A 20913-nucleotide genomic window follows, 5' to 3' on the forward strand; every position below is an offset into this window, starting at 1 on the left:
GGTCGCTGATAACCTGACCAAAAAGACGGCTGCCAGGACGTTGAAAGGTATTAGTCCGCCAGCTTCTCCTGGTAATCACACTTATTCACTTTATTTCCCGGAGGACTGAGTTCCTCGTCCAGATCAGCAGGCTTGCGTTTTCGATCTCTTCTTTTGTGATCCGACAGGGCTTTAGCGTTCTTGCAGACTTTCCTGCATGGCCGCTGCTGACTATCCGCCCCTAACACAGTCACTTCACAGGTTTGTTGCCCTCTGTGGTTTTTACTTTTGTGATTCGACAGGGCTTTAGCATTCTTGCAGACCTTCCCGCATGGTCGCTGCTGGCCATCCTCAGCAAACATGATCACTGTACAGGTTTGTTGCCCTCTGTGGTATTTACTTTTGTGATCCGACAGGGCTTTAGCACTCTTGACGAGCTTCCCGCATGACCGCTGCTGGCCATCCTCGCCGATCAGGATCACTCCACAGGTTCGTTGCCCGGAGTGTTCTCTACTTTTGTGATTCGATAAGGCTCCAGGACTCTTGAAGACCTTCTCGCATGGCCGCTGCTGGCCGTCCTCCCCGACCACTCTCAGGTAACAGGTTTTTTGACCGCGGTGGTATTTGCTTTTGTGATTCGACAGGGCTCTGGCACTCTTAAAGACCTTCTCGCATGGCCGCTGCTGGCCTTCCTCCCCGACCACGGTCAACTGACAGACTTTTTGCCCGGTGTGGCATTTGCTTTTGTGATTCGCCAGGGATCTGGCGTTCTTGTAGACTGTCCCACACGGTCGTTGCTGGCCGTTCTGCCCGACCACGGTCAACTCACAGGTTTTTTGACTAGTGTCGGTTTTAGCTTGTACTGCGCCTGTTCGGGAAAGATGAGGTTGGCGATCCAATTGGGATGATCTGGAGATGCTTTGCTCTGTCTCTGAAGGGTTAAGCGTAAAGGTAGGCTCGTCTTCTTTGAGAAGACGCTGTAGATCAAGTGACCCATTAACGACCGAAAAATCATCAGCAATAGAAAACAGATGCCCGGGCATTGGCACATCATCATTGAGTGACCGGTTAGCGTCAATGGTATTCTGGATCAAGTCTATAAGGTGACCATCAATGCCATCAGAGGGTAGCTCAGACTCGAACGGGAACTGAATGTCAGAAAGATCATGCAATGTATTGAAAAAAGGGTTTTGATGGGACTCCAAAGCATATGCAGGATCAAAATGCCTCATGCAACTTGAGCAGTGTCCGGTAGCCAGGTGAACGCATGAGCTTGCCAGAGTATTCAGGGGCCATTCAGCGGGCTCACTGCTCTCGGACAAGGGGAGCAATTGACAAAATCCATGACAAGGATGAATGAAACAATTTAAACCCAAAGTGTGCAGGTGTTGCTGATCGCCTCCGTTGCCACCGCTGTAGTCATTATTCAGGGGTCTAATAAAAGAGCTTATAGACGGCAGGGTGGCTTTTGAGGCTGGCTGGCCGGATGGTTCTGACGACTGATATTGCGGTGAGCTCTCTCCGGAGCCAAACACTGCAGTGATGGTTACAAACGGATGATCCCCCACTGTCATTATAGATGTCACTTGTTGTTCAATCTTGCTAAACAGCCGTGTATCGGGCTTGCAATAGTTTTTTAAAAACCAGGCAACAGCGACAAGTACTTCTAAAGGAAGCCATAAATAAGGAGTTGCGATCTTGGGTCCCACTTTTGTGGTCACGAACAGTTCGTAAGCAATCAGCAGATTCGAAGCGTAAAGCCACTGCCACGAAATTGACTCGATGATGGTCTTTTCTATTCCATAATCAGGTGATCTATGTCGTTTTTTATCAGGTAGAAAATCTGGTTGTTCATAGTCGTTTATGTGGGCAATATCTGATGGGTTGCCCAACAACGTATGCCCGCCAGGTTTTATAGAAAAGTTTTGTTTTGGTGAACCTCCATCCTGTTCAAGCTCGACAATAAAACGTCTTGTCAACGATCCTGCCGGACAGATGACAGACAACGACAGTAGCAGTAACAGCAATGCCGCAAAGAGTGAGTGTTTAATAATTCTATCTCTGCATTACGGTTTACAGAGAGGAAGAATAGATCAGGAAAATAAACCTGGTTTCTGCATAAACGCTCAGACATCATACTCCTGTGCCCATTGGAAATCTTACTCGGAATAGCGCGTCTAGGCGACCCCGTCTAGGCGACCCCGTCCAGGCGACCCCGTCCAGGCCGACCCCGCATAGGTGACGCTTAAAGCTGATAAGCTCCCGGGGCGCTGACAGGTATCAGTCCGTCAGCTTCCTCTGGTAATCACACTTATTCACTTTATCTACAGAAGGACTGAGATCATCGTCCTAGTCCAGATCAGCAGACTTGCGTTTTCGACCTCTCCTTTTGTAATCCGACAGACATCGTGGATAGTAGCAGACCGTCGCGTATGGTCGTTGCTGGCCAACAGTTACTTTAGGGTTTTGTTGCTCGCTCTGGTCGTTTCTTTTGTGATTCAACAGAGCTTTAGCATTCTTGCAGTCTCTCCCCCATGGCTGCTGCTAACCATCCGCCCCGACTACGATCACATTGCTGGTTCGTTGTCGGCTGTGGTATGTTTTTTTGTGATATATCAGGGCCTTAGCATTCTTGCAGAGCTTCCCGCATGGCCGCCTCTGACCATCCACCCCGAACACGATCACTTTACAGGTTTGTTGCCCGCTGTGGTATTTACTTTTGTGGTCCGAGAGGGCGTTAATACTCTTAAGGACCTTACCGCATGGTCGCTGCTGGCCACCCTTCGCAAACAAGATCACTTCACAGGTTTGTTGCCCGGTGTGTTGGCCTCTTCTATGAGTCACCAGGGCTTTAGCATTCTTGCAGAGCTTCCCGCATGGCCGTTGCTGACCATCCTCCCCGACCACCATCACTTTGCAGGCTTGTTGCCCGCTGTGGTATTTGCTTTTGTGATCCGACAGGGCAGCAGCGCTCTTGAAGACCCTTCCGCATGGCCGCTGCTGACCACCCTCCCCACCCACGATCACTGTACAGGTTCGTTGCCCGGAGTGTTCTCTTCTTTTGTGATTTGCCAGGATTATAGCATTCTTGCAGATTTTCCCGCATGGCCCCTGGCGACCATCCTTCCCGAACACAATCACTTCACAGGTTTGTTGCCCTCTGTGGTATTTACTTTTGTGATCTATCAGGGCTTTAGCATTCTTGCAAAGCTTTCCGCATGGCCGCTGCTGACTGCCCTCCCCGAAAACGATCTCTTCACAGGTTCGTTGCCCAGTGTGGTATTTACTTTTGTGATCCGTCAGGGCTTTAGCATTCTTGCAAAGCTTTCCGCATGGCCGCTGCTGGCCGCCCTCCCCAACTTCGGTCAGGTCACAGACTTTTTGCCCGGTGTGGTATGAGCTTTTGTGATTTGCCAGGGCTCCAGTACTCTTCAAGACCTTCCCGCATGGCCGCTGCTGGCCGTCCTCCCCGACCACAGTCAGGCTACAGATTCTTTGACTGGTGTGGTATTTGCGTTTGTGATCCGACAGAGCTCTGGCACTCTTAAAGCCCCTCCGGCATGGCCGCTGTTGGCCGTCCTTACCGACCACGACCACCTCACAGGTTTCTTGACCGCTGTCGGCTTTAGCTTCTGCTGTACCTGTCCGGAAAAGATGAAATGGTTTCTGATTCAATAGGGACGACTTAGAGGTGGTTTGTTGTGTTTCTGAAGGGCTAAGCGTAAAGGCAACCTCGTCTTCTTTGAGAAAACGCTGTAGATCGAGTGACTTATTAATGACCGCAAAATCATCAGCAATAGAAGACAAGTGCCCGACCATTGGCACATCACCATTGAGTGACCCGGTAGCGTCAATGGTATTCTGGATTAAGCCTGTAAGTTGACCATCAAATAGTGGATCAGAATCGAATGGGAGCTGAATGTCAGAAAGATCATTCAATGTTTTGAAAAGAGGGTTTTGACTGGAATCCCCAGCATATGCTTTATCAAAATGCCTCATGCAACTTGAACAGTATCCAATAGCGACGTGAACGCATGCGCTTTCCAGGGTATTACGGGGCCATTCAGCAGGCTCACTGCTACCGGATACGGTGTACAATTGACAAAAGCCATGACAGGGATAGACGAAACAATTTAAACCCAAAGTGTGCAGCTGTTGCTGATGGCCTCCGTTTCCCCCGTTATAGTCATTATTCAGGGGGCTAATAAAAGAGCTCATAAGCGACAGGGTGGCTTTTGAGGCTGGCTGACTGGATGATTCTGACGACTGGTATCCTGGTGAGTTCTCTGTGGAGCCAAACACTGCGGTGATGGTTGCAAACCGGTGATCCACCCGTGTCATCATAGATGTTGCCTGTTGTTCGATCGGGCCAGACAGCCGCATATCAGGCCTCCAATAGTTTTTTAAAAGCCAGGCAACCGCGACAAGCGCTTCCAAAGGCAGCCATAAATAAGGGTCGGTGTTCATGGGAGCCACTTTTGTGATAACGAACAGTTCGTAAGCAATCAGCAGATTCGAAGCATAAAGCCATTGCCAGGAAATCGACTCAATGATGGTCTTTTCTGTTCCATAACCAGATGAACTATGTCGTTTTTTATCAGGTGGCAAATCTGCTTCTGCATAGTCGTTTGTGTGGGTAATATCTGATGGGTTGGCCGACAACGTATGCCAGTCGGGTTTTATAGAAAAGTTTTGTTTTGGAGAGCCTGCATCTCGTTCAAACTCGACAATAAAGCGTCTTGTCAACGAACCGGCCTGACAGATAACAGACAACGACAGTAGCAGTGACAGCAGTGCTGCAAAGAGTGAGGGCTTAATAATTCTATCTCTGTATTCCTGTTTACAGAGAGCAAGCATAGATCAAGAAAATAAACCTGTTTTCTGCTGAAACGCTCAAAAAATCATACTCCTGTGCCCCCCGGGAGTCTGACTGGGAATAGTGCATCCAGGCAACCCCATCCAGGCGACCACAGAGGACGCTTAAGCCCGATAAGCTCCAGGGGCGTTCAGGTATCAATCCGTCAGCTTCCCCTGATAATCACGCTTACTCACTTTACCTCCCGGAGGACTGAGTTCAGCGTCCTCGCCCAAAGCAGGCTGGCGTTTTCGATCTCTTCTTTTGTGATACGACAGGGTTTGAGGTTTTTTGCAGGCGGACCCGGACGACCGTTGCTGGCCATCCTCGATTAAGGTCAGGTTACGGTTTTGTTTCTCTTTGTGGGCCTTTCTTTTGTGATGCCACATGACTCTGGCATTCTTGCAGAGTTTCCCGCATGGCTGCTGCTGACCATCCGCACCGACCACGATCACTTTACAGCTTCGTTGCCCGCTGTGGTATTTGCTTTTGTGCTCTGACAAGGCTAGAGCACTCTTATAGACCTTCCCGCATGATCGCTGCTGGCCATCCTCCCCGAATACCATCACTTTGCAGCTTTGTTGCCCGCTGTGGTATTTTCTTTTGTGATCCGACAGGGCTCCAGCGCTCTTGAAGACCTTCCCGCATGGTCGCTGCTGACCATCCTCAGCAAACATGATCACTTCACAGGTTTGTTGCCCTCTGTGGTATTTACTTTTGTGATCCGACAGGGCTTTAGCATTCTTGTAGAGCTTCCCGCATGGCCGCTGTTGACCATCCTCCCCGAACACGATCACTTTACAAGTTTGTTGCCCGGAGTGTTTTCCTCTTCTGTGGTTTGCCAGGACTATAGAATTCTTGCAGAGTTTCCCACATGGCTGCAGCTGACCATCCTCCCCGGCCACCATCACCTCACAGGTTTGTAGCACGGAGTGTTCTTCTCTTTTGTGATCTATCAGGGTTCTGGCATTCTCGAAGAGCTCACCGCACGGCCGCTGCTGGCCATCCTCTCCGAACACGATCACTTCGCAGGTTCGTTGCCCTCTGTGGTATTTATTTTTGTGATCCGACAGAGCTCTAAAACTCTTGGCGGGCTTCCCGCATGGCCGCTGCTGGCCATCCTCCCCGACCAGGATCACTTCACAGATTCGTTGCCCTGAGTGTTCTCCACTTTTTTTGTGATTCGATAAGGCTCCTGCGTTCTTGAAGATCTTCCCGCATGGCCGCTGCTGGCCGTCCTCCCCGACCACTTCCAGGTAACAGTTTTTTTGACCGCGGTGGTATTTGCTTTTGTGATTCGACAGGGCTCCGGCACTCTTAAAGACCTTCCTGCATGGCCGCTGCTGGCCGTCCTCCCCAACCAGGGTCAGCTCACAGACTTTTTGCCCGGTGTGGCATTTGCTTTTGTGATTCGCCAGGTATCTGGCATTCTTGTAGACCATGCCACACGGCCGTTGCAGGCCGTCCTGTCCGACCACGGTCAACTCACAGGTTTTTTGACTAGTGTCGGCTTTGGCTTGTACTGCACCTGTTCGGGAAAGATGAGGTTGGCGATCCAATTGGGACGACTTGGAGGTGGTTTGTTGTGTCTCTAAAGGGTTAAGCGTAAAGGCAACCTCGTCTTCTTTCAGAAGACGCTGTTGATCGAGCGACTTATTAATGACCGCAAAATCATCAGCAATAGAAGACAAGTGCCCGACCATTGGCACATCATCATTGAGTGACCCGGTAGCGTCAATGGTATTCTGGATTAAGCCTGTAAGGTGACCATCAAATAGTGGATCAGAATCGAATGGGAGCTGAATGTCAGAAAGATCATTCAATGTTTTGAAAAGAGGGTTTTGACGGGACTCCCCAGCATATGCTGGATCAAAATGCCTCATGCAACTTGAACAGTATCCAATAGCCACGTGAACGCATGCGCTTTCCAGGGTATTCCGGGGCCATTCAGCAGGCTCACTGCTACCGGATACGGTGTACAATCGACAAAAGCCATGACAGGGATGGACGAAACAATTTAAACCCAAAGTGTGCAGCTGTTGCTGATGGCCTCCGTTTCCCCCGTTATAGTCATTATTCAGGGGGCTAATAAAAGAGCTCATAAGCGACAGTGTGGCTTTTGGGGCTGGCTGACTGGATGATTCTGACGACTGGTATCCTGGTGAGTTCTCTGTGGAGCCAAACACTGCGGTGATGGTTGCAAACCGGTGATCCCCCCGTGTCAACATAGATGTCGCCTGTTGTTCAATGGGGCTAAACAGCTGTGTATCGGGCTTCCAATAGTTTTTTAAAAGCCAGCCAACAGCGAAGGGCACTTCCGAAGGCAGCCATAAATAAGGCTCGCCACTCATGGGGGTCACTTTTGTGGTAACAAACAGTTCGTAAGCAATCAGCAGATTCGAAGCGTAAAGCCATTGCCACGAAATCGACTCAAAGATGGTCTTTTCTATTCCATAACCAGATGAACTATGTCGTTTTTTATCAGGTGGCAAATCTGGTTCTGCATTGTCGGTTATGTTGGCAATATCTGATGGGGTGGCCGAAAACGTACGCCAGTCACGTGTTATAGAAAAGTTTTGTTTTGGGGAGTCAGCACCCCATTCAAGCTCGACAATAAAAAGTCTTGTCAATGATCCGGCCTGACAGATGACAGATATTGACAATAGCAGTAAGAGCAGTGCCGCAAAGGGTGAGTGCTTAATAATTCTATCTCTGCATTCCGGTTTACAGAAAGGAAGGATAGATCAAGAAAATAAACATGTTTTCTGCCAAAACGCTCAAAAATCATACTCCTGTGCCCCCTGGGAGTATGACTGGGAATAGCGCATCCAGGCGACCCCATCCAGGCGACCCCATCCAGGCGACCACAGAGGACGCTTAAGCCCGATAAGCTCCAGAGGCGTTCAGGTATCAGTCCGTCATCTTCCCCTGATAATCACGCTTATTCACTTTACCTCCCGGAGGACTGAGTTCATCGTCCTCACCCAAAGCAGGCTTGCGTTTTCGATCTCTTCTTTTGTTGTAGGAAAGGGTTTGAGGTTTTTTGCAGGCCGTCCCAGACGACAGCTGCTGGCCATCCTCCCCGAACACGATCACTTCACAGGTTCGTTGCCCGGAGTGTTCTCTTCTTTTGTGATATAACAGGCTGTTAGCATTCATGAAGGGTTTCCCGCATTGTCGCCGCTGACCATCCTCCCCGACCACGATCATTGCACAAGCTTTTTGCCCTCTGTGGTATTTACCTTTGTGATCCGCCAGGGCTTTAGCATTCTGGCAAAGCTTTCCACATGGCCGCTGCTGGCCGTCCTTCGCGACTTTGGTCAGATCACAGACTTTTTGCCCGGTGTGGCATTTGATTTTGTGATTCGCCAGGGCGCCAGCATTCTTGTTAACCATCCCGCACGGCCGCTGCTGGCCGTCCTCCCCGACAACGGTCAGGTCACAGGTTTTTTGCCCCGTGTGGTATCTGCTTTTGTGATTCTCCAGTGATCCAGCATTCTTGAAGACCATCCCGCATGGCCTCTGCTGGCCGTCCTTGCGGACTTCGATCAGATCACAGACTTTTTGCCCGGTGTGGCATTTGCTTTTGTGACTCCACAGGGCTCGAGCATTCTTATAGACCTTCTCGCATGGCCGCTGCTGGCCGTCCTCCCCGAACACGGTCAGGTCACAGGTTTTTTGCCCCGTGTGGTATCTGCTTTTGTGATTCTCCAGTGATCCAACATTCTTGAAGACCATCCCGCATGGCCGCTGCTCACCGTCTTTCCCGACCACGCTCAGACCGCAGACTTTTTGCCCTGTGTGGCACTTGCTTTTGTGATTCCCCAGAGCTCGAACACTCTTAAAGACCTTCCCGCATGGCCGCTGCTGGCCGTCCTTCCCTGACACGATCACTTCACAGGTTTTCTGGGCGCTGTCAGCTTTAGCTTGCGCTGCGTCTGTCCGGGAAAGATGAGGTAGGCTCTGATCCAATCGGGATGACTTAGAGGTGGTTTGTTGTGTTTCTGAATGTTTAAGCTTAAAGGCAGGCTCATCTTCTTTAGGAAGACGCTGTAGATCGAGTGACCTATTAATGATCGCAAAATCATCAGCACTGGAAGACAGATGCCCGGGCGCTGGCACATCATCATTGAGTAACCCGTTAGCGTCAATGGTATTCTGGACTAAGCCTGTAAGGTGATCATCAATGCCTTCAAATGTTGGCTCAAACTCGAACGGGAGGTGAATATCAGAAAGATCATGCAATGTATTGAAAAAAGGATTTTGACAGGACTCCTCAACATATGCAGGATCAAAATGCTTCATGCAACCTGGGCAGTGTCCAGTAGCCAGGTGGACGCATGAGCTTTTCAGGGTATTCAGGGGCCATTCAGCGGGCTTACCGAAGGATAAGGGTTGCAATTGACAAAAGCCATAACAGGGATGAATGAAACAATTTAAACCCAAAGTGTGCAGGTGTTGCTGATCGCCTCCGTTTCCGCCGCTATAGTCATCATTCAGAGGGTTAATAAAAGAGCTTATAAGCGTTAGGGTGGCTTTTGGGGCTTGCTGACTGGATGATTCTGACGACTGGTATTGTAGTGAGTTCTCTCCAGAGCCAAACACTGCGGTGATGGTTGCAAACCGGTACTCCCAACGTGTCAGCATAATAGATGCCGCCTGTTGTTCAATCGGGCTAAAAAGCCGTATATCGCGCCTCCAATAGTTTTTTAAAAGCCAGGCAACAGCGACAGACACTTCCAAAGACAGCCATAAATAAAGGGCGGCGCTCATGGGAGCCACCTTTGTGGTAACGAACAGTTCGTAAGCAATCAACAGATTCGAAGCGTAAAGCCATTGCCACGAAATCGACTCAATGATGGTCTTTTCTATGAGATAACCATATAAACTGTGTCGTTTTTTAACAGATGGCAAATCTGGTTCTGAATAGTCGTTTATGAGGGCAACATCTGGTGGGTTGCCCGACAACGTACGCCAGTCACGTTTTATAGAAAAGTTTTGTTTCGGCGAGTCTGCATCCCGTTCCAGCTCGACAATTAAGCGTCTTGTCAACGATCCGGCCTGACAGATGACAGACAACGACAGTAGCAGTGCCAACAGTGCCGCAAAGGGTGAGTGTTTAATAATTCTATCTCTGCATTCCGGTTTACAGAGAGGAAGGATAGATCAAGAAAATAAATATGTTTTCTGTCAAAAGCCTCAAAAATCCTGCTCCTATGCTTACTGGCAGTCTGACAAAAAATAGCGCATCCAGGCGACCCCGTCTAGGCGACCCCGTCCAGGCGACCCCGTCCAGGCGACCCCGTCCAGGCGACCCCGTCTAGGCGACCCCGTGCAGAGGACACTTAAGTCCGATAAGCTCCCGGAGCGTTGATAGATATCAGTCCGTCAGCTTCCCCTGGTAACCACAATTATTCACTTTATCTGCAGGAGGACTGAGTTCATCGTCCTCGCCCACAGGATGCTTGCGTTTTCGATCTCTTCTTTTGTGATTTGATAGAACTTGAGGTTTTTTGCAGACCGTCTGTCGACCATCCTCGATTACGGTTAGCTGGCAGTGTTGTTGCTTGCTGTGGACTTTTGTTTTGTGATTCGACAGGGCTTTAGCATTCTTGCAGACTTTCCTGCATGGTCGCTGCTGGCCATCCTTCCCTATCACGGTTGAGTCACAGGTTTGTTCCCCGGTGTGGCATATGCTTTTGTGTATCGACAGGGCATGAGCATTGATGCAGAGCTGCCCGCATGGTCGCTGCTGACCATCCTCGCTGAACACGTTCACCGTACAGGATTCTTGCCTGCTGTGGTGTTTAATTTTGTGATATCTCAGTGCTCTGGCATTCTTGCAGAGCCGCCCGCATGGCCGCTGCTGACCATCATCCCCGAGCAGGTTCACTTTACAGGCTTCTTGCCCGCTGTGGTAATTACTTTTGTGGTCTAACAGGGCTACGGTATTCTTACAGACCTTCCCGCATGGTCGCTGCTGACCATCCTCCCCGACCATAATCAAGACACAGGTTTTTTGCCCGGTGTGCCATGTGTTTTTGTGATTCGACAGGGTCTTAACATTCTTGCAGAGCTTCCCGCATGGCCGCTGTTGACCATCCTCCCCGACCACGGTCACTTTACAGATTTGTTGCCCTCTGTGGTATTCACTTTTATGGCTCGACAGGACTCCAGCATTCTTACAGACCTTCCCGCATGGTCGCTGCTGACCATCTTCCCCGACTACAGTCACTTCACAGGTTTGTTGCACGCTGTGGTATTTAGTTTTGTGATAAGTCAGTGCACTGGCATTCTTGCAGAGCCACCCGCATGGCCGCTGCTGACCACCCTCCACGAACACGATCACTTTACAGGTTTGTTGCCCGCTGTGGCATTTACTTTTGTGGCCCCAGAGGGCTTTAATGTTCTTAAGGACCTTACCGCATGGTCGCTGCTGGCCATCCTCCCCGACCACGCTCTGACCACAGACTTTTTGCCCGGTATGGTATTTGCTCTTGTGATTCGCCAGGGCTCCATCACTCTTAAAGAACTTCCCGCATGGCCGCTGCTGGCCGTCCTCCCCGACCACGGTCAACTCACAGGCTTTTTGAGCTCTTTCGGCTTTAGCCTTTACTGCGCCTGTCCGGGAAAGATGAGGTTGGCTTTGCGCCAATTGGGATGACTCAGCGGTGGTTTGTTGTATTTCTGAAGGGCTAAGCGTAAAGGCCTGCTCATCTTCTTTGAAAAGATGCTCTAGATCGAGTGACCCATTAATGACCGCAATATCATCGGCAATGGAAGACAGATGCCCGAGCATTGGCACATCATCATTGAGTGACCCGGGAGCGTCAATGGCATCATGGATTAAGTCTGTGAGGTTACCATCACTGCCACCAAATAGTGGATCAGAATCCAATAGGAGCTGAATGTCAGAAAGTTCATGCAATGTATTGATAAGAGGGTTTTGACGGAACTCCGCAGCATATTCAGGATCAAAATGCCTCATACAACTTGAGCAGTGTCCAGTAGTCTGGTGAACGCATGAGCTTTCCATGGTATTCAGGGGCCATTCAGCGGGCCTGCTGCTACCGGACAAGGGCTGCAATTGACAAAAGCCATGACAGGGATGAATAAAACAATTTAAACCCAGGGTGTGCTGGTGTTGCTGATTGCCTCCGTTTCCGCCGCTATAGTCATTATTCAGGGGTCCATTAAAAGAGCTTATAGGCGACAGGGTGGCTTTTGGGGCTGGCTGGCTGGATGATTCTGACGACTGGTATTGAGGTGAGTTCCCTGTAGAGCCAAACACTGCGGTGATGGTTGCAAACAGGTGATCCTCTCGTATCAACATAGATGTCGCCTGTTGCTCAATTTGGCTAAACAGCTGTGTATTGGGCTTCCAATAGATTTTTAAAAGCCAGGCAACAGCGAAAGGCACTTCCAAAGGCAGCCATAAATAAGGCTCGTCACTCATGAGGGTCACTTTTGTGATAACAAACAGTTCATAAGCAATCAGCAGATTCGAAGCGTAAAGCCATTGCCACGAAATCGACTCAATGACGGTCTTTTCTATTCCATAACCAGATGAACTATGTCGTTTTTTATCAGGTGACAAATCGGGTTCTGCATAGTCGTTTATGTGGACAATATCTGATGGGTTACCTGGCAACGTATGCCAGTCACGTTTTATAGAAAAGTTTTGTTCTGGGGAGCCTGCATCCCGTTCAAGCTCAACAACAAAACGTCTTGTCAACGATCCGGCCTGACAGATAACAGACAACGACAGTAGCAGTGACAGCAGTGTCGCAAAGGGTGAGTGTTTAATAATTCTATCCCTGCATTCCGGTTTACAGAGAGGAAGGATAGATCAGGAAAACAAACATGTTTTCTGACAAAACACTCAAACGCCTGTGCCCCTGGACAGCTATTCGTGCTTCAATAGCCTTTTAATCATTAAGCCTGTGATATTGGAATCCAAGTATGAAAGTACTGGTCATCGGTCAAACCGGTCAGGTCGGCCATGAAGTCTGCAAAAGACTGACAGAGAAAGGTATTCCCTGGCACGCGCCGGACAGAACGGAACTGGACTTATCCAGGCCCGATCAGATTCAGAGCTGTCTCAACCACCACCAGCCAGATCTGGTCATCAATGCTGCGGCCTATAACAATCCGGTCAAGGCCGAGAATGAGCCTTCCCGCTGTTTCAGTATCAACAGAGACGCCGTTGCAGAATTGGCAGACTGCTGCCAGCGTCAAGGCATTATTCTGTTTCAGCTGTCAAGTTACAGGGTATTTGACGGTACCAAGCAGGAACCTTATAACGAAAAAGATCCTACCAACCCCATCGGTGTTCTCGGTAACAGCAGGCTTCAGGCGGAGCAACAAATCCGTGAACGCTGTGAGCGGCATATCATTCTGCGTCTGTCGTGGATCATCAGTGCGCGTCGTCCCAACATGCTTAGAAGACTGGCGGAACAGATGCTGGTTAACAAGGAAGTCTATGTAACTCCGGACCAGCTGGGTTGCCCGACACCGGCTGACGATGCTGCCCGGATTATTATCGCCATGGTTCAACAACTCGATTGTGGCGCCCAGACCTGGGGCACTTACCACTACTCCACCACAGAGTCGGTTTCTGAAAGCAACTTCGCCGAAATTCTTATTGCTGAGGCTTCCCAGCATCGCGACCTGAGCGTCCGAAAGCTGATCATGGCCAACATCGAATCCAGGGAAGGCATCAAACCTCCCGCCAATGGCACCCTATCTTCCAATAAGGTGCTGAACACTTTTGGCGTACATGCCCGCCCATGGAGAAGTGCTGTGGCCCGTATTGTCCGTGAAGTATGTGAGCTGACATCTTATCCACCGTAAACGACGGGGGATTGAAAAATAGCACAAGAGGCTTGCCCTGCAAGCCGGGCTTGCTGGTTTCAAAGTTGTTAGGTCGTTAAAGGTAATCGGGCCTTTCATTCTTTTCCATTTTTTCATCATCGCCTTTACCTTATCATCAAACCCGACGTTTTCAGCATCAATATCTCTTAGCTGTTTTTCACTAAGAACACCGGTATTTTTGGCAAATTTTTGTCAATCAATGCCTGGCTTAGAACCAATACTCAGGAGTTCATCCTCTGCAACGGTAGAATCCAAAGTTAGATGTGCGGTGGCGTATGCAACGGCTTGGGTTGACGGAACAGTTTCGGGATCTGATAGCTCATTAGATAGTTCTCTGGGAACCATACCAAAGATCAAAAACATACTATGTATAAATTTGTCTTTTTTTTCTGGCTCAGCAGCTTCCAGAAGCTTAACAAGCTGTTCGTTGGCTTTAATGCTAAAGTTTTCTAAAAGCTCAAGTTGCTCACTGGGTACACCTTCAGCAAAACTGACATGCTCAGGAAACATATCTCTTAAACGCTGTCCGTGCATTGATCTTATAAGAACCATTGCAGTATACATAGCTTCAACATCTATAAAATCATCATTTTCATCGCTAGTAACTCTTAACCCCGTAAAATGAAGTGTTTCACTGGCATGTCTACCTAAATATTTCCTGTTATATCGAGTAATAAAAGAATATCGTCCAAAACTCGCACAGCCCCACATAATAATTCCTGATAAGTTCTCATAATCCATATCCGTATCCGGAAGACCAAAACCATACTTGGCATAAACATCTCTAGCTAATTTATTTAGCATTGCTATTGTTACAAACCTTGATGGGACTTTTTCATCGTTTAGCCACAAACTCGCTTCAGAAAATATTTCAAAGATAAAATTAATTAATTCTGATTTCTCTCTCTGATCTAATCCGGAATAAAAAACTTTGCCCGGGTCATCAGAAGCCAAAAGATTATTAGTCGTCAAGTAGTCCAGCAATTCGTTTCTGAATTGTTTCCAACTGGTTTCGTTCTCAAACACATCCCTGTGAATAGCAAGTGCTTTGACAATTCTTGTCACCTCTACATAATCTTCAATTCCCTGGGATTTTGCCAATTCACCGACTTCTGAAACAAGGTGGTAAAGACACATACTGCCATTTAAAAATTTAACCCATTTCGAATGAAATTTACTTAGCGCATTTTTATCTGATACAAAACTTTGCGTTAAAAGTCTATAAAGTTCCGGGAGCTTATAGTTATCATTAATGCGAAAACAATCATCTCTCTGCCTTCCATCTGAATCCAACGTTTTGAACCATTCAAATACGTGGATTGCTGAAGGATCAGCCTCTTCTGTGCCTGACACAGGTTCTTCACTGTCTTGTCCTGTTGCAGCAGACAGCTCTTCCGTCGATTCCTGCTCAGCGAAAATGTTTCCTGACCCAGGTACTTCCTTATCCTGCCCTGTTGCAGGGAGCTGTTCTTTAGTCGGTTCCTGCTCAAGTTCACTGGATTCACGATCCAGACATTCTTTGCATTTATCGAAGGCAAGTACAGGTTTATTACAAATCAGGCATAAACCATTGTCTGATGACCCACCTGACCCATCATCTCCATCACTCTCACTGCCACTGCGGCTGCCTCGATTTTGACGACCATACTCTCGTTGATACTGGGCGTAAGAGGGTGGTCCAACGTTGGCCGTTTGCTTTCCAGCCTGAGTGGTTCCTCCAGAATGGCCGATCCCTGTAGGGACGTAGCCCGGAAAAACGGACACGCTGAGTAATTGTTTGGGACTGAAAATGAACTCTTGCTGCGCATAACGACGGTAGTCTGCTGTTTGTAACGGTTGTGACAGGTTACTGTTCTGGTAATGATCAAATACGGCCTCCGGATTATCGGGATTTCTGGACAATGCCAGAAAAAGCCCTGAACTCCTTTCAAGATTTGCACCTCTTATTTTATCCCAAAGTTCCTGCGAAATAATGATTGCCTGCTCATTCCAACCCTGCTTTATTTTGAGCACAATCCGGGTATCCCAAATCTGTTTTTTTACGGTCTGGCCGTCAGTGCCCGGTATCAGGGTCATTCTGCTGACATGCTCACTGGTCCATTCAAAGGAGTAAAGAGGGCCCATCCCACTGCCCGGCCTTTTTTTGAATAAATCGTCTAAATCATCGTTGCCGCCAACACCGCCACCACCACCAGAGCTTGTATAGGGTTTGCTGTTATCGGCAGTATCAGCGGCTCCGGGTATACCACTGAAACGGCTGCTGACGTCAGAATGACCAGGCCCATTTTTTACAGCTTGTTTATTGCGGTAAAAAATATCGACAAATGATGTTTTTTTGTTAGCTGACGTATTAATGCCTGATGACGAAGGTAAAGCAGCGCTTTCTGAAAAAAGACCGCTGCATTGCGGTTCTATAACCCATCCATTCTCGTTATCTTCAATGGTCAAAACCAACGATTGATGACCAGCCGGTAAACGCCATCTGACCGAGTACTCATGCTGCCAGCGAACACTGTCAGGTGTCGATGGAACCCGTATCACGCTCCCATTTTGTATATCTGGCATACCCTGACCCGTTACAGGCTTTTTAATGACCGGCGGGGTGGGATAATTTCCTGTCGACAATACGGGGGGCGTCCTGAAACAAAAATTAAATTGATCGCCCGGTTGACTATCAAGGATGACATAAAGCTGATTGTTCGCCAATTCAGAAACTGTTTTAGCGTTCTCGTCAACCGCCTTGCGATCATAAGTAAGAAGGAGGGGCGGTTTGTTATCTCTAAACGATAGTTTATTAATCTCACCCGATGTGTCAGTGACTTTGGAGAAGCTTCCCCAATCCGACCAGCTCAACAGGCTGGTATAAAAAGCACAGTGACCAGAAAGCGGCAAAATGACAGACAAGATGAACAAAAAAAACAGGCGAACCATAGTCAGAGGCCCTGCATTTTTCATGATCGGATTTTCCTGAAGATTTGTGATTGATAAGGCATAAAAGTAGACCTTAAATTTGAAAATTTTTTATTTATTTCTGAAGCTCTGATGTGTGATGAGGCTAATCTGTATTTGCCTCGTGGAGAGGTGAATCCTGTTGAAAAGTCACTCTCAGGGCATTAACCTTGACGAGGGTACTCCCTTTTGCGCCGGGAAAGAGTTTGAACCTTATGAAGCTGTTTCTTCAAGAAACAAAAACTTTCATTTGATATTAAAACATTAATGGAAATCCCCGAGACAGATTAATGAGTTCCTATTTAATACGCTCAAGGAGTTCGAAATGCCACGCCCACTCTATCCAGCAACCCTGACAGCCAAACACCAGCTCAGTCAGAACTCCGTACAACTGGACTTCAGGTTAGAGGCCGGTTTTGACTATCAGCCCGGACAATTTGTGCAGTTGCACTTCTCCTTCCAGGGACAGGACTACAAAAGAAGTTACAGCATTGCCAATTCACCCGAGTCTTTCCAAAACTCTCAACAGCTTGAGATAGCCATTAGCTTTGTTAAAGGGGGGGTTGCCTCTTCTCTGTTCAGTGAAGCAGAAGCGGGTCTGGAACTGTCCATCGGCGGGCCTTTCGGTGTGCTCACCGTACCGAAACAACACGACGGACGCATCATACTGGCAGGTACCGGAACAGGTCTTGCACCTTACCGGGCCATGGTACCTGAACTGAAAAAACTGGCCAGTGAAGGTACTCGGATTCTTGTTTTGATGGGTGTAAGAGACAGGGCCGATATGATTTACGAGCAGGATTTTCGTGACCTTGCTGCTTTATCCGAATCCATAGAATACAGGGCCTGTTATAGCAGGGAAAAGTCACTGAACTCCTCCGCCAACGAATACCCTGGTTACCTTCAGAATCAGTTTCCACAACTGAATCTTTCACCCGAAAAAGACCTGGTTTACCTGTGTGGCAACCCTGCCATGATTGACGATGCTTCCGCAGAACTGAAAGAGCTGGGCTTTGGACCAAGGCAGGTCAAGCGGGAAAAGTATGTCTTTTCCAGTTAATCCTTCTTGCGACTGAAACCATAGGCGCCCATTGCAGTTTTTAGATAGCACCAATAAGTTAATACACACCCACTTAAAACCTGTGTATGATGAGTTACACCCCGTTGAAACGAAACGGTAATCGTCGAGATTCAATTGCGGGTGAAAAAAATATAAAAACAACAAAAAACAATATAAAAATAATAAAAAAGGTAACTCCATGTCGAAACGGCTACTCAAGCTGCTGGTTCTTCACCTGGCATTGTCTCTCCTCCCTCTCCATTCCTTCGCATCCATACAGCCACTGTTTCAGTTCGCTGCCGGATTGCTGAACAATGGACAGTTTCCAGAGTCTGATCGCTATACAACCGATGATGATATTGTCATTCTGACCAATGATGGCGTAGAACTGACCGCTAATATCTTTGTGCCCACCCAACTCACCGGGTCTGCACCCGCTGTCGTTTTTATTAACAGTTGGGGGATGAATGAGTACCAGTACCTGCAACAGGCTGCAGCTCTGGCTGAACGAGGATATGTTGTTCTTAGCTATTCTACCCGGGGCTTTGGTGAGTCTACCGGACAAATTGACACGGCTGGTCCTAAAGACATTGCCGACTACAGTCAGGTCATTGACTTTCTACTGAATAACTACCCTGTAAACCCCAATGCGGTTGGTACTGCGGGTATCTCTTATGGCTCAGGAATCAGCCTGATCGGAGCTGCTCAGGATGAACGGGTCAAAGCCGTTGCCGCCATGAGCAGCTGGGGAAGCTTGCTGGACGCACTCTACGGCAATCAAACCCCCAGACTGGCCTGGGGAGAATTACTGATTTTGTTATCTGACCTCCAAGGCAGTCCCGATCCGATCATTGCTGAAAACTGGAACATCATTAAAAACCAGAAGCTGGATCAGTTACCTGCCGTTATCGAGTGGGCAGATGAAAGGTCTCCGATCAGCTACGTCGAGCAACTGAATCAGAATAATACTGCCGTCTATTTTGCCAAAGCTTATGGCGATAACCTTTTCCAGGCAAACTCTCTGCTTGAGATGTACAGTCAGCTGAGTACCCCCAAATATATAGATCTGCTGACCGGAACCCATGCAACGGCAGAGCTGTTGCCTCCGCTGTTGGGCATTGGTGAAGACAGAATCTGGAACAATGTCTACCAATGGTTCGACATTCACCTGAAGGGTGAAAGTAACGAACTGAGTCAGGCCAGTCCGTTTCAGATGAAAGTAAAGTTCCAGGACCGGTATGAAGGGTTCGACGGTTTTCCAATAAAAGAAGCTGCAGAGCAGAAGTACTATCTTCATCCAAGGTCTGCATTTGATAACGGCGATTTGGAAACCTTTCCCTATGAACCACCGTTCTGGATGTCAAAAGACAACACTATCAACTCCTGGACGGGTAGTTTATTCAGTACCCAGATTCCTGTTCTTTCACAACTTCTGGAACAGCTTGAAGTCCCGGTCGTCACTAACATTTACGCCGCATCCGATTTCAGAGGCATTTATTTCAACACCGATAAGCTGCAGAACGTCATGAAAATAAGGGGTAATCCGACCGTTAACCTTGTCGTACAACCACACTATGACAAGGCACAACTGGTGGGCTATCTCTATGACATGGACAGTTTGGGTAATGCAAGATTGATCACCCACGGTGTATCAACCTTGCCTCAGGCCGAACCCGGACAAAAAATTGAAATGTCCTTCGAGCTGGTCACCACAGCTTACGATGTACCGGAAGGGCACCGGGTTGTGTTGGCTATAGATACTAAGGACCCTCAGTATAAGAGACCTACAAGCAACAATTACTTTATTGATTTCGAGTTCAGTCGCCAGAAGCAATCAACATTCACGATTCCAACCCTTCAGGCAAACTGAGCCTACACAGTTTCTTCTTCTGAACATCACCGCCCGGAACCATTCCGGGCGGTTTCTATCAGGATATTCGGGGCTTGGGGATTTTCTCGTTAAAGTAAACTCTCTCTGCAGTCACCGCCACACTGAACCAGATACTTCCTAACAGCAAACCTGCCAGAACATCTCCAAACCAGTGGGCTTCAAGCACAAGTCTCGAGAGTGCCACCATCAGGGCAATCATCATGGCACAACTGTAGGCACTGAACTTAACAACGCCTCTCTTGGCGGCCACCAGGTATAAGGTCACCAGCAGCCAGACAAAGGTAGCCTGAGTGGTATGCCCGGAAGGGAAAGAAAACTGATCCAGACCATCAAAGTCAGCTGGTCTGGGTTTATCAATCCCCCATTTCATCAACCAGAGAGTTGCCTCCATACCCGCCAGGCAAGTCGACATAATCAACAATTTTTTATAGCGCCTGCACCAGAGAAAGTAGACAGCAAACAACACCAGGGGTAACCAGAGAATAAGGGCACTTCCCAGCCAGGTCACCAGACCGGACAGGTACTCAACTATCGGTACAGAAATACTGGCAATAAACGAGTGCATTCTGGGATTGTGGTCATCAAACTGACCACTGACGTCCATCACTGTCAGAAGTAACAGGCTGATATGCGCTATCACAATGAAGCTGACCGGTAACAGCAGCATCAACTTTTTCCTGTAGAACCTGCGATCCAGAATCAGCCCCAGATAAGCAATCAACAACGAAACAACGGTCAAACCGGTTAAAAGATAGTAAAAGGATTGCGGCACATCCAGCTTCAGGGCAGCACCGGTCAGATAGCCCGGCATGGTGTAGGCTATCGCCCAGGGCGCCGTGGAGAGCAGGTTGATAATATAAAAACGCAGGGGAGGCATATCCATCATCCCGGCAACGGCTGGAATCACCGGACGGATAGGGCCTATAAAACGCCCCAGGGCAACACTGAAGCCACCGTACCGTTCAAAAAAGCGTTCGCCTTTTTCCAGCCAACCGGGATGCCTTGAAAATGGCCAGCAGTTGCGAATTCGACCATGTAAATGATAACCCACCTGAAAGCTGACACCATCTCCCAGGGCCGCGCCCACAAAAGCCCAGGCCAACATGGGTAAGGGTTCCATCAACCCACTGCCAGCCAGAGCCCCAAGAGCAAACAGCAGTGCAACACCAGGAATGAGAAAACCGATGGCCACCAGCGACTCCACAAAAGCAGCCAATGCTATAATCGGGCCCAGCCAGTACCCGTGATGTTGAAGCCATTCATGCACTGCAACAAAGCTATCTGATTCCACAAAAAGCCTCTTTC

General features: G+C 48.5%; 10 protein-coding genes. 3 read left to right on the top strand and 7 right to left on the bottom strand.

What is annotated here, in order from left to right:
- Positions 1-50 precede the first annotated feature (50 nt).
- From ACO6V5_RS13915 to ACO6V5_RS13935, 5 genes are all read right to left on the bottom strand, one after another.
- Positions 51-1958 (bottom strand): hypothetical protein, encoded by a 1908-nt coding sequence (locus tag ACO6V5_RS13915; RefSeq protein ID WP_422411323.1) that lies wholly within the window; start codon positions 1956-1958, stop codon positions 51-53.
- A 565-nt stretch (positions 1959-2523) separates the two neighbouring features.
- Positions 2524-4836: a hypothetical protein gene (locus tag ACO6V5_RS13920; RefSeq protein ID WP_422411325.1), complete on the bottom strand. Its 2313-nt coding sequence runs from the start codon at positions 4834-4836 to the stop codon at positions 2524-2526.
- A 156-nt stretch (positions 4837-4992) separates the two neighbouring features.
- Positions 4993-7464 (bottom strand): hypothetical protein, encoded by a 2472-nt coding sequence (locus ACO6V5_RS13925; RefSeq protein WP_422132474.1) that lies wholly within the window; start codon positions 7462-7464, stop codon positions 4993-4995.
- Between the two features lie 280 nt (positions 7465-7744).
- Positions 7745-9886: a hypothetical protein gene (locus ACO6V5_RS13930; protein ID WP_422492117.1), complete on the bottom strand. Its 2142-nt coding sequence runs from the start codon at positions 9884-9886 to the stop codon at positions 7745-7747.
- Between the two features lie 328 nt (positions 9887-10214).
- Positions 10215-12569 carry a hypothetical protein gene (locus tag ACO6V5_RS13935; RefSeq protein WP_422492118.1) on the bottom strand — a complete coding sequence of 785 codons (2355 nt, stop codon included), beginning with the start codon at positions 12567-12569 and terminating at the stop codon, positions 10215-10217.
- A 227-nt stretch (positions 12570-12796) separates the two neighbouring features.
- On the opposite strand from ACO6V5_RS13935, the gene ACO6V5_RS13940 reads away from it, so the two are divergent.
- Complete coding sequence (locus tag ACO6V5_RS13940; RefSeq protein WP_422132471.1) at positions 12797-13687, top strand: SDR family oxidoreductase; 891 nt, start codon at positions 12797-12799, stop codon at positions 13685-13687.
- A gap of 213 nt (positions 13688-13900) precedes the next feature.
- Here the strand turns inward: ACO6V5_RS13940 and ACO6V5_RS13945 are convergent, their stop codons facing one another.
- The gene (locus tag ACO6V5_RS13945) at positions 13901-16663 is read right to left on the bottom strand and encodes a hypothetical protein (protein ID WP_422413177.1); all 2763 of its coding nucleotides are present in this window, start codon (positions 16661-16663) and stop codon (positions 13901-13903) included.
- Between the two features lie 319 nt (positions 16664-16982).
- Here ACO6V5_RS13945 and ACO6V5_RS13950 point away from each other — a divergent pair, with 319 nt between their 5' ends.
- Together ACO6V5_RS13950 and ACO6V5_RS13955 are read left to right on the top strand one after the other, a co-directional pair.
- Complete coding sequence (locus ACO6V5_RS13950; RefSeq protein ID WP_422132469.1) at positions 16983-17717, top strand: FAD-binding oxidoreductase; 735 nt, start codon at positions 16983-16985, stop codon at positions 17715-17717.
- Positions 17718-17916: 199 nt separating this feature from the next.
- Complete coding sequence (locus ACO6V5_RS13955; RefSeq protein WP_422413179.1) at positions 17917-19587, top strand: alpha/beta fold hydrolase; 1671 nt, start codon at positions 17917-17919, stop codon at positions 19585-19587.
- Positions 19588-19645: 58 nt separating this feature from the next.
- Here ACO6V5_RS13955 and ACO6V5_RS13960 read toward each other — a convergent pair whose 3' ends face one another.
- The gene (locus ACO6V5_RS13960) at positions 19646-20899 is read right to left on the bottom strand and encodes a bifunctional DedA family/phosphatase PAP2 family protein (protein ID WP_422137166.1); all 1254 of its coding nucleotides are present in this window, start codon (positions 20897-20899) and stop codon (positions 19646-19648) included.
- Positions 20900-20913: the final 14 nt, after the last annotated feature.

It is taken from the genome of Endozoicomonas sp. ALD068, assembly GCF_049310145.1.
Classification (GTDB): Bacteria; Pseudomonadota; Gammaproteobacteria; order Pseudomonadales; family Endozoicomonadaceae; genus Endozoicomonas_A.

Bases quoted from the DNA above. Each gene is read 5' to 3' on its own strand.
- ACO6V5_RS13945 (WP_422413177.1), bottom strand. From the start codon at position 16,663: ATGAAAAATGCAGGGCCTCTGACTATGGTTCGCCTGTTTTTTTTGTTC.
- ACO6V5_RS13950 (WP_422132469.1), top strand. From the start codon at position 16,983: ATGCCACGCCCACTCTATCCAGCAACCCTGACAGCCAAACACCAGCTC.
- ACO6V5_RS13940 (WP_422132471.1), top strand. From the start codon at position 12,797: ATGAAAGTACTGGTCATCGGTCAAACCGGTCAGGTCGGCCATGAAGTC.
- ACO6V5_RS13920 (WP_422411325.1), bottom strand. From the start codon at position 4,836: ATGCTTGCTCTCTGTAAACAGGAATACAGAGATAGAATTATTAAGCCC.
- ACO6V5_RS13955 (WP_422413179.1), top strand. From the start codon at position 17,917: ATGTCGAAACGGCTACTCAAGCTGCTGGTTCTTCACCTGGCATTGTCT.